This is a genomic window from Rhodoferax sp. GT1R46, from assembly GCF_056521285.1.
The window spans coordinates 115,227-135,336 of record NZ_JBWMBC010000009.1 but is presented as its reverse complement, the minus strand read 5'-3'; the positions used below and the strand labels follow the sequence as shown (position 1 = coordinate 135,336).

The window sequence follows — 20,110 nt, the reverse complement described above, 5'->3', positions numbered from 1 at the left end:
TTCAGACCACAACGGGCTCGGGTTCCAGCAGGATGCCAAAGCGCTCATACACACTGGTCTGAATGGCTTTGGCCAGCGTCATTACCTCGCCACCCGTGGCACCGTTGCCATCGGTACCAACCCCGCGGTTTACCAAGACCAAGGCCTGTCTCTCGTAAACACCGGCCTGCCCGACTGATTTGCCGCGCCAGCCGCACGAGTCAATCAGCCAGCCAGCGGCCAGTTTGACCGAGCCGTCTGCCAGGTGGTAATGCACCACCTTGGGGTCGCGGGCGATGATGTCTGCGCATTGCTCAGGGGTCACCGTCGGGTTTTTGAAGAAGCTGCCGGCATTTCCAATGACCGCAGGGTCGGGCAACTTGGCACGGCGAATGGCGCACACCCAGTCAAACACCTGCTGGGCTGTGGGTTGCGTGCAGCCGTGCTCCCCCATTTTTTTCTCGATATCGGCATAGCCCAGCACCGGTTTCCAGACCTTGGGCAGGGCAAAGCGCACGCGCAGAATCAGCGCACGGTCTTTCAGGCCCAGCATCTGGTGCCCACCTGCTTGCCCGGCTGGGAGCGTTCCGCCGTGTTTGAAGACCGAATCCCGGTAACCAAAGGCACACTGCGCCGCGTTGAGGGTGAACACTTTTCCGGTTTGCAGGTCTACCGCGTCCAGCGACTCGAACCGGTCTTGCAGTTCCACGCCGTAGGCACCCACGTTTTGCACTGGTGACGCACCAACGGTTCCGGGAATCAGGGCCATGTTTTCCAGACCGGGGTAGCCCTGCGCCAGGGTCCAGGCGACAAAGTCGTGCCAGCCCTCGCCCGCGCCCGCCTCCACAATGAAAGCCTTGGGGGTTTCAGACACCAGCCGGCGCCCCATCACTTCCACCTTCAGAACCACCGGTTTCACATCGCCGGTGAGCACAATGTTGCTGCCCCCGCCCAGCACAAACTTGTCGGCAGCGCCCCATTGCGGGTCCGCCAGCAGCAGATGCACATCGGCCTCACTGGCAATGCGGACCAGTGTGTGGGCCTTGGCCACAATGTGGAAGGTGTTAAAGGGCTGGAGCGGGACGTTTTTCTCGACTAACATGGCGAGATTGTCGTTCAACCCGCGCGCAACTTCGACCCAAGAGGGGTGGCGCACAACCCAAACAGCGAAAAAAATGCCTTCATTTGATACCGTCTGCGAAGCAGACCTTGTAGAAGTAAAAAATGGCGTGATCAACACGACCAAAGAGATCATTACCCGCTTTGACTTCAAGGGAACCAGCGCCAGCATTGAAATCAAGGACAAGGAGATCACCCTGATTGGTGATGCCGACTTTCAAATCACCCAGATTGAAGACATCTTGCGCAACAAGCTCACCAAGCGCAACGTGGACGTGCGGTTTCTGGATATGGGCGAAATCAAGAAAATGGGCGGCGACAAGGTCAAACAGATCATCACGGTGCGCAGTGGCATTGAGGCCGATGTGGCCAAAAAAATCCAGCGCGCCATCAAGGACAGCAAAATGAAGGTCCAGGCCGCCATCCAGGAAGACAAGGTGCGCATCACCGGCGCCAAGCGCGACGACCTGCAGGCCGCCATGGCCCTGATCAAGAAAGAAATTCCTGACCTGCCACTGAGCTTCGACAACTTCCGCGACTGATGCAAGCCGCTGCCTCTGCACTGCTATTCATCGCCAGCCTGGCAACAGGCACAGCCGCCCTGTCGCAAACGGTGGGGCTGTCGGGCATGCTTGGAGGCAAAGCTTTGATTATTGTGGATGGCGCTGCACCCAAGTCGGTGGCGGTGGGCGATGCGTACAAAGGCGTCAGGATCGTATCTACCGAAGGTGACCACGCCACCGTAGAAATTGCAGGCAGGCGCCACACCCTGCGGGTGGGCGATGCACCTGCCAGCGTGGGCAACCCGGGTGGCAACGCGGCGGACGGTGGTGCGGGTGGCAGCCGGGTGGTGCTGACTGCCGGCAGCGGCGGCCACTTTTTGACGCATGGGCAAATCAATGGGCGCACCGTTCAATTTATGGTTGACACGGGCGCCACCAAGGTAGGCATGAGCGCCGCCGATGCTGAACGCATAGGCATCAACTACAAGACCGGACAGCCGATTCAAATAGGCACCGCCAATGGTGTCGTGCCGGGATGGCTGATCAAGGTGGCATCGGTGCGGGTAGGAGACGTGATGGTCTATGGCGTCGACGCCATCGTGTCCGCAGGCGCCATGCCCTATGTGCTGCTGGGCAACAGCTTTTTGACCCATTTTCAAATGACGCGGACCAATGACCAGATGGTCCTCGACAAGCGGTATTAAGGGATCGATACGCCTGTGGCTGTTCAAAGCGTCAACGAATATGAAGACCTGCTGAGTCTGTGGTCAGACCTGGAGTCAGGGCTGGGCGTGATCCTGAGCAACCCCGGCAGCACCCAGGAGTTCAGCTACCGCGTCGTGCAATACGACCGATGGATGCAGGGACTCCTGCAACGCGACCCCGACGTCGGCCTGTATCTCCTGTTCCAGCTCTCCAGCAATTCCCCCGTGGGCTACAGCGCATCCCACGCACTGGTGTGCGCCACACTCTGCCATTTGATCGCCACGGAGCTGGGCACCGCACCCAAAGAGCGCGACAGCCTGGTGCGCGCAGCCTTGACCATGAATGTGGCCATGACCACGCTGCAGGACGAGCTGGCGGGCCAGGTTGAAAAACCCAATCAGCAGCAGCAGGACGCCATCCGCGCGCACTCCATCAAGGGCGCCATGATGCTCGCGAACCTGGGCGTTGCCGATAATATGTGGCTGGACATTGTTTCAGGCCACCACGATGACGCAGTCGACCGCGACGAGCTGCATCTGGTTCAGCCGGTCACGCGTTTGACGCGCATTCTCAAGGTGGTGGACCGCTACGCGGCCATGATCAGCCCCCGCATGTCGCGGGCAGGTCGCAGTGCCACGGAATCGGCCCGCACCATCATGGCCAATGCCTCCGCCAAAACCGATGTCATTGGCCACGCGCTGGTGCGCGCCGTGGGCCTGTGCCCACCGGGTACCTATGTGCGCATGGACAATGATGAGCTGGCGGTGGTGCTGCGCCGCAGCAGCACGGCCAACCAGCCCTACGTGGCCATTATTGGCAAGGCCAACGGCGAGCTGCTGGCTGCACCCCGACTGCACCGCACAGCGGGCAGCGGCCCCCGTATTCGCTCCGCTCTCGCGGCGGCTGCGGTGCGGGCGAACCTCAACCATTTTCATATCCTGCAACTGGGCGCATACGCAGCGCAGCAGACCCCGTAGCTGCCAGAACCCCGGCAAGCCTTCAAGGCTTCTTTTTGCCCAACCGGGATTCGGTGCCTTTGGCCAGACGCCCGATATTTTCTGCGTGACGCCAGATCAACAGCAACGACATGACCGCGGTGGACAGCACAATGCTCTTGTCCATCGCCCACACTACGCCATCACCAAAGATGTAGTACACCGGTGCAAAGACGGCCGCGACCAGCGACGCCAGTGAGGAGTAGCGAAAGAAATAGGCGATCACCAGCCAGGTGATTCCGGTCGCCAGACCCAGGATCCAGCTGGTGGCCAGCAAAACACCCAGTGCAGTTGCCACCCCTTTGCCGCCCACGAACCGGAAAAACACCGGGAACAAGTGCCCCAAAAATGCGGCCAGCCCGACCATGGCCACGGTGCCATCACTCAGCCCATAGGGCTCACCAAACCACTTGACCAGCATCACCGGCAGCCAGCCCTTGAAGGCGTCCAGCAACAGGGTCACCACGGCAGCCACCTTGCTGCCGGAGCGCAGCACATTGGTGGCACCCGGGTTTTTGCTGCCATAGGTGCGCGGGTCGTTAAGCCCCATGACCTGACTCACAATGACCGCAAACGACAGTGAACCCACCAGATACGCACCGATCGTGGCGAACAGGGGATAAAAAGAAACGAGGGAATTCAAACCAGTTCTCCTGACAGGTGGGACCGGCCCCACACCAACCGGCGGGGCTTCAGTCAGCCAGTGCGCACTGTACCTTCTTTGCGCCAAGCAACTGCACGCAAACCGCAGGGTCTAGCCCCACCAGATAGCCGCGGCGCCCCCCATTGATCAGTATTTTGGGCAAGCCCAGAATGCTTTCCTCGATATAAACCGGCATCGCCCGTCGTGTGCCAAACGGAGACGTACCGCCTACCAGATAGCCACTGTGCCGGTTGGCCACCTCGGGTGCGCACGGTTCGACCGACTTGGCCCCGATTTGCCGCGCCAGGTTTTTAGTGGACACCTTGCGGTTGCCGTGCATGAGTACCAGCAGCGGTTTGGCATCCTGGTCCTGCATGACCAGGGTCTTGACCACCATGAACGGATCAAAGCCCAGGACCTGCGCGCTATGCTGGGCGCCGCCGTGCTCCAGGTAGTCGTAGGGATGCTCGGTAAAGGCCACCTTGTTTGCCTTGAGCAGTTGGGTGGCAGGGGTTTCGCTGACATGTTTGACCATGCCGGTATTTTCTACCGGAGCGGCCCACCACGGGCGGGCTTAGTTGGCCTTGACCGCCAATACCGGGCAAGAAACGGACAACAAGATTTCCTGGGCCACGCTGCCCATGATGAGCTTGCCCAAAGGCGAACGCTTGCGCAGGCCGATGATCAGCACCGATGCCTGCACGGAGTCAACCAGCGCTTCAATTTCTTCGACGGCATTTTTTCCGCGAATAAACTGCTTGAATTCCGCATCAATACCGTTGTCCACCAGCATCTGCTCGACGCGCTCGACATCCAGATAATCCGCCTTCGACGCGTCTTCCCCGCTCCCCCCGGGGCTGGCGTTGACCACCACCAGGCGCTCATTGCGGCTCTTTGACATTTCAATACCCGTTTGCAGGGCCACCTGGCCCTCGGGACGGGGCACATACGCTACGACGATAGTCATCAGGTCACTCCTTTTTCGTTTTGCCAGTAGGTCAGGGATTCAATAGTCACTGTCAACACGCAGGGTCGCGAATTTCCAGCCGAATGGCGTCAATGGCTGACAGCACTTCGGGTGACAGTGTGGTGCCGTAGGCGTTGATGTCTTCATCCAGCTGTGCCACCGAAGTCACACCGATGATGGTACTGGCAACCTGCCATTTGGTATAGCAAAAGGCCAGCGCAAACTGGGTGGGGGTCATACCGTTGGCGCGCGCCAGCGCGTTGTAGCGCAGCGATGCCGCCACTGATTCCTTGCGACCCCAGCGCTGCTTGCGCACCGATTCAAACTTGGCAATGCGGCCTTCTTTGGGCGCATTCGGGCCGTCGATACCGCTTTCGTCGTATTTGCCCGTGAGCAAGCCAAACGCCAAGGGCGAGTAGGCCAGCAGCGACACGCCCAGGCGGTCCATGGTTTCATCCAGCCCGTTCTCCAGCCCGCGGCTGACCAGGCTGTAGACGTTTTGCACCGTGGCCACGCGTGGCAAGCCATGCTGCTCGGCCAGGCGCACAAATTCGTGCACGCCATACGGTGTTTCGTTGGACAAGCCGATAGCGCGCACCTTGCCAGCCTTGACGAGTTGCGCCAGCGCTTCGAGCTGCTCTTGAATGGTGGTCACATCCTTGTTGCGCGTCGGGTCGTAGTACATGGTGCCGAACATGGGCACATTGCGGTTGGGCCAATGGAGCTGGTAGAGGTCGATCACATCGGTCTTGAGCCGCTGCAAGCTGCCGTCACAGGCGGCAATGATATCGGCGGCGGTCAAATCTCCGCTGCCGCCACGCACCCAGGGCATGCCGCGCGAGGGACCGGCCACCTTGGTGGCAATGGTCAACTTCTGACGCAAGCCAGGGCGGGCGGCCAGCCAGTTGCCCATGATCTTTTCAGTCAAATTGAAAGTCTCGGCGCGGGGGGGGACGGCATACATCTCGGCCGTGTCCAGAAAGGTGATGCCGCGCTCCACAGCGTGGTCCATGATGGCGTGCGCGGTGGGCTCATCCACCTGTTCCCCAAAGGTCATGGTGCCCAGGCAGATGGCGGGAACATGCAGGTCACTTTGACCGAGTTGAACATTTTTCATGGTGTGCTGGTGAGTTGAATCGTTGGCGAAAACGACAGTTTATCGGGCCGCAACTTGTCTTGCTGTCACGGGGGATTATTGCGCTCGCTCAGCTCCGCCAGCCCTTCGGTGGCGGGCCCATCAATCGCCGCCACCGCACCCTCCTCCACAGCCGTCTCCGTCGCCGCCATCCCCTGCGGCGTCTCCACTGGAGGCTTCGCCGCCACCAAAGCTGGTGCCACAGTACGCGTCCGAGCCACTGCGGCGATCAATATCCTGGCAATCCGGCACATAGGTAAAACCGCCGGGAATGGCAAATTTCTTGTCCAGGGCAAACAACAGCGGCAGACGGCTGGGCTTGCGGGGGTCAATGCTTTCTTCCTTGCAGGCCCAGTACCAGGTGCGGCGCAGGCCGTCGTTGCGTTTGGGGTCGCGGCCCAGCACCTCGGCGGGCGTGTGGTGCATCAGCTTGCCAAACGCCGAACTGCACCATTGGTCGTAGGCTCGCGTATGCAAGATGAAGGTGTGCCATGCCGCGTCCACCAGCCTGGAGGGCATCGCTACAAATTTCCGGTTGCTGCGCAAATGCGCCAGGAAGAACTGGCGCAGGCCATGCAGCGCCAGATCGGTATCGCTGGCTGACAACTGCGGGTATTCCTCTCGCAGCTTGGCACCCAAAAAGGCCGGGAACCGCGCCTCCCGTATGAATTGGCGCCGGCGACTGGCTTCCCACATCGCCATCGCGGCAAACAGCGCCAGACACACCATGCTGAACAGCGCTGTGCGGCCCCCACTGCGCAGGCTGAAGTAGCCCACCAGAGGCAGCAGCGGAAAGGCGATCCATTTGCCCGCTGCCAGCAACTGAATGCGACGCCGGAAAGACAGCGGCATGAAAGAGGGTCGCTTCATAAGTATCCCCCGCGATTACAGGCTCTGACCCTTGGCGCGTGCCCGCGCCTCTTCCTGCAGGCGCAGCACGCGCCGCTGCACCTTGCCGGTGGTGGTCATGGGCAGCGCATCCACAAACTCAATCTCCTTGGGGTACTCGTACGGTGCCAGCAAGCCTTTGACATGGGCCTGCAACTCCTCGGTGAGTTTGGAGTGATATTGGGCTATAGCCCCCGTATTACCTGCGCAGGCAGCTATGAAATCAGGAGCAATGACCACATAGGCCTTGACCAGCGCGCCGCGCTCGGGGTCGGGCTTGGGCACCACGGCGGCGTTCATCACGGCCGGGTGCTTGACCAGGCAATTCTCGATCTCGCCCGGGCCAATGCGGTAACCCGCGGCCTTGAACACGTCGTCCGAGCGGCCCTGGTACCAGAGGTAGCCATCGGCATCGCGCACCGCCAGGTCACCGGTACGGCACCAGTCACCAGTGAACTTGTCGCGGGTGGCGGCCTCGTTTTTCCAGTAACCCAGAAAGAAGATGGGGTCGGGGTGGCCGTGCACGTCAAAGCGGTTCAGCGCCACGTCGCCTGGCATGCCCACGGCGCACTCGCGCCCCGTTTCGTCTATCACCGCCACCCGGTGGCCGGGGTAGCCCATGCCCATGCTGCCGGGTTTGGAGGGCCACAGGGCGTTGCAGTTGCCCACGATGTAGTTGATCTCGGTCTGGCCAAACATCTCGTTGGGCTTGACGCCAAGCTGCTGCTCGCAGTAGCCAAACACCGCATCGCCCACGGCCTCGCCTGCGCTCATGATGGCCTGCAGCTTCAGCGTGAACTGCTGCGCCACGCTGCGCTGCTTTGATCCGGGATAGGCCTTCATCATGGCCTTGAGCGCGGTGGGGAACAAAAAAGTATGTGTGACGCCACAGTTGCCCATCAACTCCAGCGCGGTCTGCGGGCTGAAGCGGCCATTAAAAGCCACGATGGGGCGGCCAAAGTAAAGCGTGGGCAAGAGCGCGTCCATCAGGCCGCCGGTCCAGGCCCAGTCGGCGGGAGACCAGAAAACCGCGTCCGTTGTGGCGTTGTCCCGCCCATCAAAACCAAACCAGTTCTGGCTCGCCACAAAGCCCGGCAGGTTGCCGATGAGTGCGCGGTGCGCCAGCAAGGCACCCTTGGGGTTGCCAGTGGTGCCACTGGTGTAGATCAGCACGGCAGGGTCGTCGGCCTGGGTCATCACGGGCACAAAGCCGGAGCGCCCGCGTGCCACTGCGGCAGCGAAGTTGAAATCGCAATGGCCGTGGGTCACCGCCGGGTCCCCCACGCCCAACACGGTGCGCAACTGCGGGCAGGTATTGCGGGCAATTTTCAGGTGAAGCAGGGCCGTGGCGTCGCAAATGGCCAGCACGGCGTCACTGTCGTGCAGGCGGTATTCCAGCGCGTCGGGGCCAAACAAAAGCGACAGAGGCATGGCCACCGCGCCCATTTGCAGCACCGCCATATAGGCCACGGCGGTCTCGAAACTCTGGGGCATCACCACGGCCACCCGGTCGCCGCGCCGGACACCCAGCTTCGCCAGCACGTTGGAGAGGCGGTTGGCTTGCTCCTGCAGCTGTGAATAGGTATAAAAAGTGCTCTCAGCCCCCGTGGAATATACGTGAACAGCTACGTTTTTTGTAGCACCCGGCAAAGCCGCCCAGCGCGCGCAGCACACCTGGGCGATGTTGAACTGCGCGGGCACCGCCCAGGTGAACGCGCTGTGGATGCCGGCGTAGGCGGATTTCTTGTCACGGTTTTGACTGACGCGCACGGTGTGGCTCCTTATGATGGGCTAAATGTACCAAGTCAAAAGAATCTCCCGTAGCGAGTTTGTCCCTATACGCAACCTGCAGTACCACGTGCAGATCTGGGGCGAGCCTTCTGCCGACAAGATCCCGATGGTCATGGTGCACGGCTGGATGGACGTGGCCGCCAGCTACCAGTTTGTGGTGGATGCCCTGAGCCACGACCACTACGTGATCGCCCCCGACTGGCGCGGCTACGGCAAGACGCCCTCCGGTGGGGTCGACAATTTCTGGTTCCCCGACTACATGGCCGATCTGGACTTTTTGCTGGACCACTACGCCCCCAACGGTCCGGTCAACCTGATCGGCCACAGCCTGGGTGGCAACGTGGTGATGCACTATGCCGGTGTGCGCCCGGAGCGCATCCGCCGCCTGGTCAATCTGGAAGGCTTTGGCCTGCCCGCCACAGTGCCCGCCCAGGCCGCCGGCCGCTATGCCAAATGGATGGACGAACTCAAAAAGCTGCACCGCGGCGAAATGGACCTCAAGGCCTACGACGACATCAGCGGCGTGGCGCGTCGCCTCATGAAGACCAATCCCCGCCTGAGCCCGGACAAGGCTAACTGGCTGGCGCAGCATTGGGCGGCGAAAAACGAACAGGGCAAGTGGGCCATCCTGGGTCAGCCGGCACACAAGGTCTCCAGTGCCCATATTTACCGGGTGGATGAGGTGGCAGAGCTGTACAAGCGCCTCACCATGCCCGTGCTGGCGGTGGAAGCGTCTGACAACAGCCTGAATATGTGGTGGAAAGGTGCCTTCACGCTGGACCAGTACCACGAGCGCATCCAGTGCATACCCAATGTAGAAATAGCCTGCATTGACGAAGCCGGGCACATGATGCACCACGACCAGCCCGAAGTGCTGGCCGCGCTGATTGAGCGCTTCATCGACTAGCTGGGGCTCGCCAGAGAGGGGAATGCCAGCCGTGAGAAAATAGCGGGTTATTGAAACCTACACCTCTCAGGACCCGCATCATGGAAATCGAACGCATCAACACCATTGGCACCCAACTCAACGGCCTGACCGCAAGGACCCAAGAGTTACGGGGGTATCTTTGACTACGATGCCAAAACGGAACGCCTGCGCACAGTCAACGCCTCGCTAGAAGACCCCACCGTCTGGAACGACCCCAAGCGCGCCCAAGAGCTGGGCAAAGAGAAGAAGGCACTGGAGGGCGTGGTGGTCACCATTGCGGATCTGGAGCGCGAGTTGTCTGACAACCTCGAATTGTTCGAGATGTCCAAGGAAGACGGCGACGAAGACGGCCTGCTCACCATCGAGGGCGAGACCGCCAAGCTGGCCGCCATCATCGAGGGCCTGGAGTTCCGCCGCATGTTCAGCAACCCGGCCGATCCGCTGAACTGCTTTCTGGACATCCAGGCCGGCGCGGGCGGTACCGAAGCCTGCGACTGGGCCAGCATGCTGCTGCGCCAGTACCTCAAGTACGCCGAGCGCAAGGGCTTCAAGACCATCATTGAGGATGAGACCGCAGGCGACACCGCCGGCATCAAGGGCGCCACCATCAAAATTGAAGGGGAATACGCTTTTGGCCTGCTGCGCACCGAAACCGGTGTGCACCGTCTGGTGCGCAAGAGCCCGTTCGACTCGTCGGGCGGGCGCCACACCAGTTTTGCCAGCGTGTTTGTGTACCCCGAGATTGATGATTCGATCGAGATCGACATCAACCCCAGCGATGTGCGCACCGACACCTTCCGTGCCAGCGGCGCGGGCGGCCAGCACATCAACAAGACCGACTCGGCGGTGCGTCTGACGCACATCCCTACCGGTATCGTGGTGCAGTGCCAGGACGGTCGCAGCCAGCACAGCAACCGCGACGTCGCCTGGAAGCGCCTGCGTTCGCGCCTGTACGACTTTGAGCTGCGCAAGCAACAGGAAGCCCAGCAAAAACTGGAAGACACCAAGACCGATGTGGGCTGGGGCCACCAGATTCGCAGCTACGTGCTGGACAACAGCCGCATCAAGGACTTGCGCACCAACGTCGAAGTGTCTGCCACCCAGAAGGTGCTGGACGGCGACCTGGATGTGTTCATCGAAGCCTCCCTCAAGCAAGGCGTGTGATGATGCAAACCCCGCGCGCGGACTCGGCCGAACCAGTTGAGGCGTTCATCTTTGACATGGACGGAACCATGATCAACTCCATGCCCTGGCACGCCAAAAGCTGGGTGGAGTTCACCCACCGCCATGGCCTGGAGCTGGACCTGCCCGACCTGATGCGTCGCACCACCGGGCGCAATGGCGCGGAGTGCATACGCGAGCTGTTTCAACGCGACATGGATGACGCGCAGGCCTGGGCCCTGATTCACGAGAAAGAAGTGATTTACCGCGAGATGTTCGCACCGCAGTTTTCTGAAGTGGCGGGGTTCACGGCTTTCTCGGAGCGCGCGCGCAGCCGTGGCCTCAAGGTCGGCGTGGGCACGGCGGGTGATCGGCACAACATTGAATTTGTACTGTCGCACCTTAAATTGCCAACACACCCGCTGGCGCTGGTGGGTGGCGACGAAGGGCTGCCCGGCAAGCCCGAGCCTGCTATATTTTTGGAAGCAGCACGCCGAATGAAGACGGGGGCTGGCGCCTGCATTGTCTTTGAAGATGCGCCTTTTGGCATTGAAGCGGCACGCCGCGCTGGCATGCGGGCGGTGGCCATCTGCACCGGCCACAGCGCCGCTGAGCTGGCCGGGCCGCATGTGCTGGCCGCCGTGCGGGACTACAACGAGTTGTTTGAATCTAATTTTCTGGAGAGTTTGCATGTTGCATCTGCTTAAAGCCACCGGCGAAGGCCACGGCCCCGCCACGGTCGTCAACCGCGGCGACTACACCGCACCCGCCTACCGGATTGAAACCGTCGAACTGACGTTTGACCTGGACCCGGCCAAAACCCGGGTGCTCAACAAAATGCGCCTGCGCCGCAACCCCGATGTGGCCGCGCAGGCCCTGAAGCTCGATGGCGAGGAGCTCAATCTGGCCCGCGTGCTGGTCAATGGCCAGGGCACGTCGTTCAAGATGGAGGGTAACCAGCTGGTGCTGGAAAACCTGCCAGAAGGACCAGACGCGTTTGAGCTGGAAATCTTCACCACCTGCGCGCCGGTGAAGAACACCAAGCTCATGGGCTTGTACGTGAGCAACGACTCCTTCTTCACGCAGTGCGAAGCCGAAGGATTTCGCCGCATCACCTACTTCCTGGACCGCCCCGATGTGATGGCCAGCTACACCGTGACGCTGCGCGCCGACAAGGCCAAGTACCCCGTTTTGCTGTCCAACGGCAATCTGGTCGAAGAAGGCAAGCTGGAAGATGGCCGCCACTTCGCCAAGTGGGTGGACCCGCACAAGAAGCCCAGCTACCTGTTCGCCCTGGTGGCGGGCAAGCTGGTGGCGCGCGAGCAGCGCATCACCACCCGTGGTGGCAAAGACCATTTGCTGCAGGTCTATGTGCGCCCGGGCGACATGGACAAAACCGAACACGCGATGAACTCGCTGATCAACTCCGTGGTCTGGGACGAGGCGCGTTTCGGCCTGCCGCTGGATCTGGAGCGCTTCATGATCGTCGCCACCAGCGACTTCAACATGGGCGCCATGGAGAACAAGGGCCTCAACATCTTCAACACCAAGTACGTGCTGGCCAGCCAGGCCACGGCGACCGATGTGGATTACGCCAACATCGAGTCCGTGGTGGGCCACGAGTATTTTCACAACTGGACCGGCAACCGCGTCACCTGCCGCGACTGGTTCCAGTTGAGCCTCAAGGAAGGCCTGACCGTCTTTCGCGACCAGGAATTCAGCCAGGATTTGTGCTCGGACGCCTCGGCCCGTGCCGTCAAGCGCATTGAAGACGTGCGCGTGCTGCGCACCTCGCAGTTCCCCGAAGATGCAGGCCCCATGGCACACCCCGTGCGCCCCGACAGCTACATCGAGATCAACAACTTCTACACCGTCACCATTTACGAAAAAGGTGCCGAGGTGGTGCGCATGATGCAAACCCTGGCGGGCACGCCAGCCCAAAATATTTCGGGACGTGACGGCTTTGCCAAGGGCATGAAGCTGTACTTTACGCGCTTTGACGGCCAGGCCGTGACCTGTGACGACTTCGCGCAATCCATTGCCGATGCCAACCCCGACTCCAGCCTGGCTGCCCTGTTGCCCCAGTTCAAGCGCTGGTACAGCCAGGCGGGCACACCGCGTTTGGCCACCGTTGGTGCCTACAACGCCGTAGACCGTACCTACACCGTGTACTTCACCCAAAGCTGCGCTGCCACACCCGGCCAAGCCGCCAAGGAAGCCTTTGTGATCCCCGTCAGCCTGGGTCTGGTAGGCAGCAGTGGGGCTTCCCTGCCCCTGCAGGTGCAGGGCAGTGATGCCGCTACGGGCGACAGCCACCTGTTTGTCATGACCGCAGAGGCCGAGTCCATCACCTTCGTGAACGTGAACGAGGAGCCAGTACCTTCCATCCTGCGTGGTTTCAGCGCCCCGGTTGTGCTGGACTTTGATTACACCGATGCCCAGCTGCTCACCCTGCTGGCCAACGACCCCGACCCGTTCAGCCGCTGGGAAGCGGGTCAGCGCCTGGCTTTGCGCAGCGCTATCAATTCAATAGCTGCCCCCGCAGACACTACGGGGGCTACCGTGCTAAACGGTGCTTATATTGACGCCATGCGCTCTGTGCTGCGCCACCCCACGCTGGACGCGGCGTTCAAGGAACTGGTGCTCACCCTGCCCTCCGAGACCTACATCGCTGAACAACTCGCTGTGGTTGAGCCCCAGCGCATTCACGCGGTGCGCGAATCCATGCGCCTGCAGCTCGCCGTGCAGCTGCACGCCGACTGGGAATGGGCCTTTGCAGCACACCAGGACAACGGTGCCTACCGCCCTGACGCGGTATCGGCGGGCCGGCGCGCCCTGGCTGGCATGGCGCTCAGCTATTTGTGCCTTTCTTCAACGGAAACGGGTGACGCCGTCTGGCCGGGCAAAGCCCTGCAGCGTTTCAAGGATGCGGGCAACATGACCGACCGCGCCAATGCCCTGCAGGCACTGGTGGTCAGCGGCCATGCACTCGCTGCCCCTGCCCTTGCGCGCTTTCATGCGCTGTTCAAAGACGAAGCGCTGGTGCTGGACAAATGGTTCTCTCTGCAAGCCGGAGCGCCCGACCGGGCCGGCAATGTACTGCCTGCCGTGCGCCAGCTGATGGCGCACCCGGACTTCAACATCCGCAACCCCAACCGGGCCCGCAGCGTCATTTTCAGCTTCTGCAGCGCCAACCCCGGTGCGTTCCACCGTGCCGATGCAGCAGGCTATGTGTTCTGGAGCGAGCGCGTCATCGAGCTCGACGGCATCAACCCCCAAGTTGCCGCCCGTCTGGCCCGCGCGCTGGACAGGTGGAAGCGCCTGGCCGAACCGTACCGCACCGCGGCGTGCGAGGCACTCAAGCGCGTGTCTGCCAAGTCCGACCTCAGCAACGACGTGCGCGAGGTCATTGACCGTGCGCTGGCTGATTAATTTTCTGGAGTTTCCATGGCTAAGAACATATCCCTGACCCGCTACCTTGTCGAACAGCAGCGTGTGGACGGGCACATTCCGTCGCAATTGCGCCTGCTGCTGGAGGTGGTGGCCCGCGCGTGCAAAAGCATCAGCCAGGCCGTCAACAAGGGCGATCTCGGTGATGTGATGGGCACTGCCGACAGCGAGAACGTGCAGGGCGAGATTCAGAAGAAGCTCGACATCATCGCCAACGAAGTACTGATCGAGGCCAACGAATGGGGCGGCCACCTTGCCGGCATGGCCAGCGAGGAAATGGAAGGCATTTACGTGGTGCCCAACCGGTACCCACAAGGCGAATACCTGTTGATGTTTGACCCGCTGGACGGCTCCAGCAACATTGACGTCAACGTGAGCATCGGCACCATCTTCAGCGTGCTGCGCATGCCCGAAGATGATCGTGGTGTGGATGAAGGCGATTTCCTGCAGCCTGGCCACCAGCAGGTTGCCGCCGGTTACTGTGTGTATGGACCGCAGACCACGCTGGTGCTGACCGTGGGTGACGGTGTTGCCATGTTCACCCTGGACCGGGAGCAGGGTTCTTTTGTGCTGACCCGCGAGCACGTGCAGATTCCTGCCGACACCCAGGAATTCGCCATCAACATGAGCAACATGCGCCACTGGGATGCACCCGTGAAGCGTTATGTGGACGAATGCCTGGCCGGTGTGGAGGGCCCACGCGAAAAAGACTTCAATATGCGCTGGATTGCCAGCATGGTGGCCGATGTGCACCGCATCCTGACCCGCGGCGGTGTGTTTATGTACCCCTGGGACAAGCGGGAGCCCCACAAGCCCGGCAAGCTGCGCCTGATGTACGAAGCCAACCCGATGAGCTGGCTGATTGAGCAGGCCGGCGGCGCCGCCACCAACGGACGCCAGCGGATTCTGGACATTCAGCCGACCCAATTGCATGAGCGCGTCAGCGTCGTGCTGGGCTCGAAGAACGAAGTGGAACGCGTAACCCGGTACCACGCAGAGGCCTGAAGTCCCACAAGTACTGACGCGGATATAATTCCCGACTTGTAAGCCGCTTTAGCTCAGTTGGTAGAGCAGCTCCTTCGTAAGGAGAAGGTCGTCAGTTCGACTCCGACAAGTGGCACCAAATGAAAAGGGGTTGACCGTAATGGTCAGCCCCTTTTTTCCTGCGGAACTTCACCCGCAGCCAGAGTCAAATTTTCACCTCCCTAGTGAAGCCGGCCGGCACGTGCCCCAGGCAAATCCTGCGCGGTATCGCGCGCAATCGCCGCCAAATGCCATCATCCGCTAAACTAAATCACATGCAACTACTGAAGGAAACAAATGTTTGATAAACAAGGACAATGGGTTCACCTTGAGACTTATGACGATTTTGACAACGGTCTCTCGGAGTTGATCGACCTCTGGATCAGTGACTCGACTGTGGCAACGACCGCCATCAAGGAATCTGCACTGCAGAATTTCAAAGATGACCTGGAAGCTGCCGTCCTCAAATGGGAGGATAACAAGGCCAAGTCCAAAAAATATGCAGCCATTGGCAAGGAACTGGAAGAGTTCGAAGCGGTGATCAAGGAAGGTGAAGTTGCAATTGCGACAGCAACAGCGAGTGCGAAGGCAAGCCCGGCGCCCGCCAAGACCAAGAAAAAGGTGTGAATGGCGCACGGCAATGTTTGGTAACAAAGCATTCCGATAGGGAATAGACTTTCCGCACCCGGCGAACAACAATTGACGCAAATCGTGTTGTGGCTCACGCCTTCCAATCGGTTCACTCAACCGCAAAGGAAATCAGGAAAGTGGAAACCATTGTCAGTTCAGGTGCATGGCTAGTAGCAGTCTCACTTCTCGCCATAACAGCAACCTTGCTTGTCTACCTGAGAAAATTGCGCGCTCGCAATTTGATATTGCAGGATGAAGTGGCTTCACTCCTGCGCGCTGAAGCATTTCTAAAAGAACAGGCTTATCGTGACAGCCTGACGGGATTGGCCAATCGGCTGCTTCTATCTGATCGCGCCCGTGTGGTCATTGAGCGATCCAAACGCAGCCAGGCAACGTTCGCATTGCTGATGGTTGATCTGAATGATTTCAAGGCGATCAACGATACCTTTGGACACGCGGCCGGTGACGAAGTCCTGATAACTGCGGCGCGTCGGCTTGTCAGTGCTGTTCGCGCATCTGACACCGTTGCCAGACTGGGAGGCGATGAATTTGTCCTGATTATCGAATCGGTTGATGATCCGCGTGAGTTGATTCAACTGGGTCGAAAACTCATTGACACGCTTTCAGACGTGATCACTCTGGAAAGCGGAATCAATGTGCACGTTGGCGCCAGTGTGGGGTTCGCCCTGTACCCCAAAGACGGCTCGGAGGTCAGCGACCTGCTGCACGTGGCCGATAAGGGAATGTACGACTGCAAGGTTTCCGGCCTGATGGAACTTCAATAGCAGCAGCTTTCCTGAAAACGGTTGTCAAGGCTTGACATCAGTAACAGGCTGACCTGTGTCAGCCTTCGACCGAAGTGGCGTTCAGTGCATGAAGCGACCGCCGCGGCCAATGATGGTAAGGTCAGTAAAGTGTGAACCTTCGTGATTCTTGGGACCGTAGTTCACATAAAACCCACCCATGTTGAAGTCGCGCAGGGACTCCAGTGCAATGGTCAGGCTTTCGCGCGTCAGGCCTTTGCCTGCACGACGAAGTCCTTCAGTCAGCACTTTTGCGGCCAGGAAGCCTTCCATGCTGGTGAAGTCAAAATCCTCGGAACCTGCCTCCGTCATGCGCAACTGATACTCGCGCCCGACGGGCAGAGAGCGTGCGCTGGGAAACGGCACAACCTGAGAGATGGTGACACCGGCTCCGATATCGCCCAATTGCTCTGACAACGCTTTGGATCCGACAAAGCTCACATTGAAAAACTGGCCGCCATATGACTTGGCCCGGGCCTGCTTGATTAATTCCGCACTGGATTTGTATGCGCTGATCTGGACCACGACTTCCGGGGCTGCCTTCAAAATTTCTGCCAGGGGCGCTGCGACATCAATGCTGTTTCGCTCCACCGAGACGGCGATTGCGGGCTTGATCTGGCGCTTGGCCAAAGCACGGGTCACGCCTTCGAGTCCGGCTTTGCCGTAGGAGTCGTTCTGATAAAAAACCGCGATCTTGGTAATGCCTAACGTACTCAGATGCTGCACGATGCGTTCGGTCTCATCGAAGTAACTGGCCCGGACATGGAAAATATTGGCGTTAAAGGGTTCACGCAGGGCCTGTGCGCCCGTAAATGGGCCAATCAGGGGAATGCCCGCTGCGTTGATTGCAGGAATTGCCGCCAATGTTGTGGGCGTTCCCACTGAGCCAATCAGTGCGAACACTTTGTCATCTTCTATCAGCGCCTTGGCTGCAGCGGCCGCTTTTTCAGGCTCGTAACCATCATCCCGCGAGATGAGTTTGAGCATTCGACCGTTGATGCCACCGGCACTATTCACCGCGTTGAAATGGGCCAGTATGCCCCGTTGCATACCCTTTCCCAACTCGGCAGCGGGCCCCGTTTGCGCTGCAAATTGGCCCACCAGAATCTCCTTGTCAGTCACCCCGACTTCCGCAGAATGGGCCACCATTCCACACAACGACAGCATCAGTGCAGCACCTCGAAACAAGGGGGCTAGATTCATGGAACGGTTCTCCTGGAAGGAATCAACGTGGTCAAAAGAATCATTTCATTCTAGCCGGGCAGAAAGGCGTCACCTTCACCGCTAACATCCCCGGGTAACTTTTCATTGCCTGCGGCGCACTTCCCATCCATGTTTTTTTTGTCCAAAGTCCTTTCCCTTGTAACCCAGCCGCTGCACTGGGTGATTGTTCTTCTATTGCTCAGCCTGCTGACACTAAAGCGCGCGCCCATCGCGGGGCGCCGGCTGCTGTGGGCCGGGATGGGTGTGCTGCTGCTGATGGGATGGCAGCCTTTGCCGGACATGCTGATTCGTGAACTGGAGAGCCAATACGCGGAAATCGCTCCTGGCGCTGACCTGCATGCCTATGTTGGCGTGGTGGTTCTGGGCGGGGCTACAGAACCGGGCCGCGTGGCAGAGGCTCACGCGCAGCCACTGTTCAACGATGCAGGTGAGCGCTTGACTGCGACTATCGCCTTGTTGCAGCGCAACCCGCAATTGCGGGTGGTTTATACCGGTGGTGAAGGTGACTTGCTGGGTTCCGGGCCCAGCGAAGCCGAGCGAGCCAAGGGTTTTTTTGTGAGCATGGGCCTGCCGGTGCAGCGGGTCGAATATGAAGCGGTTTCACGCACCACACATGAAAACGCCGTGCTGACTGCCCAGCTGCCAGGAATCGACACCAAGCAGCCCTGGTTATTGCTTACTTCGGCTTGGCACATGCCGCGCTCGATGGGCGCGTTTATCAAGGCAGGATGGAACGTGACGGCCTACCCGGTTGACTTCCGGACTGCGCCCAATACGCCCTGGACAACCTATTCACTCAAAGACGGCGCCCGCGATTGGCAGCTGGCTTTGCACGAACTGGTGGGATTACTGGCCTACCGGCTGGCCGGCCGTCTTTAGATGATAGGCAAGCACCTTGTCAATGCGTCGGCCTTCCAGATCTGTCACCTCAAACTGCCAGTGCCCGCATTCAATCTTTTCGCCCACTTCGGGGAGTTGTCCTGAAATGGCCATCAACAGCCCGGCCAGCGTGTTGTAGCGGCCGCGGTCTTCCTGCGGCAATTCGTCTATTTCCAGCCGGGTTTTCAGTTCTCCCACCGGCATTGAGCCATCAAGGTGCCACGAGCCGTCGGGCTGCTCGACCGCCCAGGCCTGCGTCTGGGCATCAGGCTGCAATTCACCGGTGATGGCTTCCAGCAAGTCGTGCGGGGTAAGCAAGCCTTGCACCACGCCGTATTCGTCCACCACAAAAACCATGCGTGCAGATTTGGTTCGAAATTGCTCAATCAGTTCCATACCGCTCAGCGTCTCAGGAACAAAGACAGCGGGCTCGACTTGCGACTCAAGTGTTCCCGGGTGATGAACACCCAACTGCAGCAAGCGGCCCACGCTGACCGTGCCGACCACCTGGTCCAGTGAACCACGGCAGACCGGGTACCAGGAGTGCGCGCCTTTTTGGCCACCCGCAGCGGCATAGGACAGGCTTTGCTCTACCGTGTCGGAGGCTTCCAGCCATTCAATGTCTGCGCGCGGCAGCATCATGGACGTCAGGGACCGGTCATCCAGATCAAACACGTTGCGCACCATCTGGTGCTCATGCTCCTCAATGATGCCGGCGTCAACACCCTCTTCCAGGCTGGCCGATATTTCCGCCTCCGTCACACCACGGGTATCAGAGGTGTCAATGCGCAGCAGTTTGAGCATGCCATGGGTGCACATGGACAGCAGCCGTACAAAGGGTTTGGCACCGGTTGCAAACCACGTCATGGGCCGCGACACGATGCGGGCCACGGTCTCAGGATACAGTTGCCCAACGCGCTTGGGCACCAGTTCACCAAACAAAATGGTGACGAAGGTAATGCCGGTCACCACCAGTGCCGTGGCGGACAGCTCTGCGGCACGGTGTGAAATGGACAAAACACTCTCCAGCTTGCTGGCCACGCCAGCGCTGAATGCGGCTTCGCCCACAATGCCGTTGAGCATGCCGATCGACGTGATGCCAACCTGCACAGACGAAAGGAATTGGGTCGGGTTGTCCAACAAGTCCAAAGCTGCCTGTGCCCCCTTGTCGCCAACCTCGGCCAGATTTTGCAGACGCACTTTCCGGCTGGCGGTTAGCGCCAGCTCGGACATCGCAAATGCTCCGTTAAGCAGCGTCAGCACAATGATCAGCAAAAAATCCATGAA

20 protein-coding genes and 1 tRNA gene are annotated in these 20,110 nt (G+C 60.0%); 12 read left to right on the top strand and 9 right to left on the bottom strand.

Features of this window, described 5'->3' with window-relative positions; translation table 11 throughout:
• Position 1 precedes the first annotated feature (1 nt).
• Positions 2 to 1,081 (bottom strand): UDP-N-acetylmuramate dehydrogenase, encoded by a 1,080-nt coding sequence (gene murB / locus AC097W_RS17935; RefSeq protein WP_479603997.1) that lies wholly within the window; start codon positions 1,079 to 1,081, stop codon positions 2 to 4.
• Positions 1,082 to 1,154: 73 nt separating this feature from the next.
• Here murB and AC097W_RS17930 point away from each other — a divergent pair, with 73 nt between their 5' ends.
• From AC097W_RS17930 to AC097W_RS17920, 3 genes are read left to right on the top strand one after another with little or no spacing between them, the layout of a single operon-like run.
• Complete coding sequence (locus AC097W_RS17930; RefSeq protein ID WP_479603996.1) at positions 1,155 to 1,640, top strand: YajQ family cyclic di-GMP-binding protein; 486 nt, start codon at positions 1,155 to 1,157, stop codon at positions 1,638 to 1,640.
• Entirely contained in the window at positions 1,640 to 2,305 is a 666-nt protein-coding gene (locus AC097W_RS17925; RefSeq protein WP_479603995.1) for a retropepsin-like aspartic protease family protein, read from the top strand. Before AC097W_RS17930 ends, AC097W_RS17925 begins: the two co-directional genes overlap by 1 nt.
• Positions 2,306 to 2,320: 15 nt before the next feature.
• A complete protein-coding gene (locus AC097W_RS17920; RefSeq protein WP_479603994.1) occupies positions 2,321 to 3,283 on the top strand; it encodes an HD-GYP domain-containing protein in 963 nt (320 codons plus the stop codon).
• A 22-nt stretch (positions 3,284 to 3,305) separates the two neighbouring features.
• Here the strand turns inward: AC097W_RS17920 and plsY are convergent, their stop codons facing one another.
• From plsY to AC097W_RS17890, 6 genes are all read right to left on the bottom strand, one after another.
• Entirely contained in the window at positions 3,306 to 3,944 is a 639-nt protein-coding gene (gene plsY, locus AC097W_RS17915; RefSeq protein ID WP_479603993.1) for a glycerol-3-phosphate 1-O-acyltransferase PlsY, read from the bottom strand.
• 49 nt (positions 3,945 to 3,993) lie between these two features.
• Positions 3,994 to 4,479, bottom strand: coding sequence for an aminoacyl-tRNA deacylase (locus AC097W_RS17910; RefSeq protein WP_479603992.1), 486 nt, complete (start codon positions 4,477 to 4,479; stop codon positions 3,994 to 3,996).
• 39 nt (positions 4,480 to 4,518) lie between these two features.
• Positions 4,519 to 4,911, bottom strand: a complete 393-nt coding sequence (locus AC097W_RS17905) for a universal stress protein (protein ID WP_479603991.1) — start codon at positions 4,909 to 4,911, stop codon at positions 4,519 to 4,521.
• 52 nt (positions 4,912 to 4,963) lie between these two features.
• On the bottom strand, positions 4,964 to 6,028 hold the full coding sequence (locus tag AC097W_RS17900) for an aldo/keto reductase (RefSeq protein WP_479603990.1): 1,065 nt from the start codon (positions 6,026 to 6,028) through the stop codon (positions 4,964 to 4,966).
• Positions 6,029 to 6,148: 120 nt separating this feature from the next.
• On the bottom strand, positions 6,149 to 6,916 hold the full coding sequence (locus AC097W_RS17895) for a glycine-rich domain-containing protein (RefSeq protein ID WP_479603989.1): 768 nt from the start codon (positions 6,914 to 6,916) through the stop codon (positions 6,149 to 6,151).
• Between the two features lie 15 nt (positions 6,917 to 6,931).
• On the bottom strand, positions 6,932 to 8,704 hold the full coding sequence (locus AC097W_RS17890; RefSeq protein ID WP_479603988.1) for an acetate--CoA ligase: 1,773 nt from the start codon (positions 8,702 to 8,704) through the stop codon (positions 6,932 to 6,934).
• 25 nt (positions 8,705 to 8,729) lie between these two features.
• Between AC097W_RS17890 and AC097W_RS17885 the strand changes: the two genes are divergently transcribed.
• The 8 genes from AC097W_RS17885 (at position 8,730) to AC097W_RS17850 (ending at position 16,702) form a co-directional block, all read left to right on the top strand.
• On the top strand, positions 8,730 to 9,632 hold the full coding sequence (locus tag AC097W_RS17885) for an alpha/beta fold hydrolase (RefSeq protein ID WP_479603987.1): 903 nt from the start codon (positions 8,730 to 8,732) through the stop codon (positions 9,630 to 9,632).
• Between the two features lie 80 nt (positions 9,633 to 9,712).
• Positions 9,713 to 10,817 (top strand): peptide chain release factor 2 gene (gene prfB / locus AC097W_RS17880; RefSeq protein ID WP_479603986.1). Its coding sequence is split into 2 segments (ribosomal slippage): positions 9,713 to 9,793 and positions 9,795 to 10,817, totalling 1,104 coding nucleotides; the frame shifts between segments, so codons are not numbered across the junction.
• Between the two features lie 2 nt (positions 10,818 to 10,819).
• Complete coding sequence (locus AC097W_RS17875; RefSeq protein ID WP_479603985.1) at positions 10,820 to 11,521, top strand: HAD family hydrolase; 702 nt, start codon at positions 10,820 to 10,822, stop codon at positions 11,519 to 11,521.
• The gene (gene pepN, locus AC097W_RS17870) at positions 11,505 to 14,246 is read left to right on the top strand and encodes an aminopeptidase N (RefSeq protein WP_479603984.1); all 2,742 of its coding nucleotides are present in this window, start codon (positions 11,505 to 11,507) and stop codon (positions 14,244 to 14,246) included. Before AC097W_RS17875 ends, pepN begins: the two co-directional genes overlap by 17 nt.
• Positions 14,247 to 14,261: 15 nt before the next feature.
• The gene (locus tag AC097W_RS17865; protein ID WP_479603983.1) at positions 14,262 to 15,269 is read left to right on the top strand and encodes a class 1 fructose-bisphosphatase; all 1,008 of its coding nucleotides are present in this window, start codon (positions 14,262 to 14,264) and stop codon (positions 15,267 to 15,269) included.
• A gap of 42 nt (positions 15,270 to 15,311) precedes the next feature.
• Positions 15,312 to 15,387 (top strand) — tRNA-Thr (locus AC097W_RS17860).
• A gap of 197 nt (positions 15,388 to 15,584) precedes the next feature.
• Entirely contained in the window at positions 15,585 to 15,914 is a 330-nt protein-coding gene (locus AC097W_RS17855; RefSeq protein ID WP_479603982.1) for a hypothetical protein, read from the top strand.
• 140 nt (positions 15,915 to 16,054) lie between these two features.
• On the top strand, positions 16,055 to 16,702 hold the full coding sequence (locus AC097W_RS17850) for a diguanylate cyclase domain-containing protein (protein ID WP_479603981.1): 648 nt from the start codon (positions 16,055 to 16,057) through the stop codon (positions 16,700 to 16,702).
• 81 nt (positions 16,703 to 16,783) lie between these two features.
• Here the strand turns inward: AC097W_RS17850 and AC097W_RS17845 are convergent, their stop codons facing one another.
• On the bottom strand, positions 16,784 to 17,923 hold the full coding sequence (locus AC097W_RS17845) for an ABC transporter substrate-binding protein (RefSeq protein WP_479603980.1): 1,140 nt from the start codon (positions 17,921 to 17,923) through the stop codon (positions 16,784 to 16,786).
• Between the two features lie 129 nt (positions 17,924 to 18,052).
• Between AC097W_RS17845 and AC097W_RS17840 the strand changes: the two genes are divergently transcribed.
• Positions 18,053 to 18,823, top strand: a complete 771-nt coding sequence (locus tag AC097W_RS17840) for a YdcF family protein (protein WP_479603979.1) — start codon at positions 18,053 to 18,055, stop codon at positions 18,821 to 18,823.
• Here the strand turns inward: AC097W_RS17840 and AC097W_RS17835 are convergent.
• Positions 18,791 to 20,107, bottom strand: coding sequence for a hemolysin family protein (locus AC097W_RS17835; RefSeq protein ID WP_479603978.1), 1,317 nt, complete (start codon positions 20,105 to 20,107; stop codon positions 18,791 to 18,793). The genes AC097W_RS17840 and AC097W_RS17835 overlap by 33 nt on opposite strands.
• Positions 20,108 to 20,110: the final 3 nt, after the last annotated feature.